Source organism: Cellulomonas sp. A375-1, assembly GCF_001040865.1.
Lineage (GTDB): Bacteria > Actinomycetota > Actinomycetes > Actinomycetales > Cellulomonadaceae > Cellulomonas > Cellulomonas gelida.
In genome coordinates this window covers 11,541-13,475 of record NZ_LFKW01000133.1, presented here as the reverse complement: position 1 = coordinate 13,475, position 1,935 = coordinate 11,541, and the positions used below count along the sequence as shown (strand labels likewise).

Genomic DNA, 1,935 nt, shown 5'->3' with positions numbered 1-1,935 from the left:
AGCCGAGCGCGGGTGCCGAGACGTCGTCGAGCGCCTGCACGAGCTCGTCGGGCAGCTCGAGGTCGAGCGACGCGAGCGCGCCGCGGAGCTGGCTCGCCGTGCGCGCGCCGACGATCGTGCTGGCCACCACCTCACGTCGGGCGAGCCACGCCAGCGCGACCTCGAGCGGCTGACGCTGCAGGCCGCCCGCCGCCATGACGACGGCGTCGACGACCGCGGAAGCGGATGCGGTGAGGTACGGCTGGACGAAGCCGGCCAGGTGCGGCGAGGCCGCGCGCGAGTCGGCGGGCACCGTGCGCCGGTACTTGCCGGTGAGCACGCCGCGGCCGAGTGGCGACCAGGCCAGCACGCCCGTGCCGACGGCGCGCGCCGCAGGCACGACCTCGCGCTCGATCCCGCGCTGCAGCAGCGAGTACTCCATCTCGACGGCGGTCAGGCCCACGCGGTCACGCACGTCGTCGAGCAGGCCGGCCAGCAGCGCGACCTGCCAGCCGGCGTGGTTCGCGACGCCCACGTACCGGGCGCGGCCGGACACGACCGCCTGCCGCAGCGCCGAGGCGGTCTCCTCGAGCGGCGTGCGGGGGTCGGGGGACTGCACGAGGAACAGGTCGACGTGGTCGGTGCCGAGGCGGGCGAGCGACGCGTCCAACGACGCGAGCAGACCGCCGCGCGACGCGTCCACGACCGGGCCCGCCGCGGTCCTGCGCACGCCCGCCTTGGTGCACAGCACCAGCTCGTCGCGGCCGACCACCGTCCCGACGAGCGAACCGAGCAGCTCCTCCGCACCCCCCTCGGCGTAGGACGCGGACGTGTCGACGAGCGTCCCGCCCGCGGCGACGAGCTCCCGGAGCTGCTCGGCGGCCTCGTGCTCGTCGGTGTCGCGGCTCCAGGTCATGGTGCCCAGCCCGATGCGCGAGACGCGCAGGCCCGTGCGGCCGACGTGACGATGCTCCATGGGGCGTCACCCTAGTAGGACGACCCAGCAGGTCGGCCTCGCGTCGAGGCGGTTCCGCGAGCTCGGCGGGATATCGTGACCGCCCGTGGCAGACATCAGCGGGTTCGACGCGATCATCCTCGGCCTGGTGCAGGGACTCACCGAGTTCCTGCCCGTCTCGTCGAGCGCCCACCTGCGCATCGTGGGCGACCTGCTCGGGGGAGACCCGGGGGCCGCGTTCACCGCGATCACGCAGCTGGGCACGGAGACCGCGGTGCTCCTGTACTTCCGGCGCGACCTCGCGCGCATCCTCACCGCGTGGTGGCAGGCGCTCCGGGGGCGGTACGGCACCGACCTGCGCTCGCGACTCGGCGCACCCGTGGGTCAGCGTGCGGACCACGACGCGCTCATGGCGTGGTTCATCGCGCTCGGCACGGTCCCGATCGTCGTGCTCGGAGTCCTGCTCCAGGACGAGATCGAGAAGACGTTCCGCAATCTGTGGCTCGTCGTCGTGACGCTGGCGGGCTTCGCTCTGGTGCTCGGCTGGGCGGACAAGATCAGCCGGCGCTCCAAGCCGCTCGAGCAGCTCAGCCCGCGCGACGCCGTGCAGTTCGGGTTCTGGCAGGCGCTCGCGCTCATCCCCGGCGTGTCCCGCTCGGGCGGCACCATCACGGGCGGTCTGCTCATGGGCTACACGCGCGAGGCGGCGGCGAGGTACTCGTTCCTGCTCGCGATCCCCGCGGTCTTCGGCTCGGGCCTGTTCCAGCTCGTCAAGTCCGTCGACGACTTCGGCAAGGCCGGCACGCCCGGCTTCGGTGTCACGATGCTCGCCACGGTGGTCGCGTTCTTCGTCGGCTACCTCGTGATCATCGCGTTCCTGAAGATCGTCTCGACGTTCAGCTACAGGCCGTTCGTCTGGTACCGGCTGGGGCTCGCGGCGCTCGTCGTCGTCCTGCTCCTGACGGGTGCCGTCGACGCGATGCCGTCGACGGCCACCTGAC

2 protein-coding genes are annotated in these 1,935 nt (G+C 72.9%); one reads left to right on the top strand and one right to left on the bottom strand.

The features are described 5' to 3' along the window. Positions 1-955, bottom strand: a 955-nt coding sequence (locus CWIS_RS14135) for an aldo/keto reductase (protein WP_048343963.1), incomplete at its 3' end; no start/stop codon positions are given. A 94-nt stretch (positions 956-1,049) separates the two neighbouring features. Here CWIS_RS14135 and CWIS_RS14130 point away from each other — a divergent pair. Beyond that, a complete protein-coding gene (locus tag CWIS_RS14130) occupies positions 1,050-1,934 on the top strand; it encodes an undecaprenyl-diphosphate phosphatase (protein ID WP_048344000.1) in 885 nt (294 codons plus the stop codon). The last annotated feature ends 1 nt before the right edge of the window (position 1,935 follow it).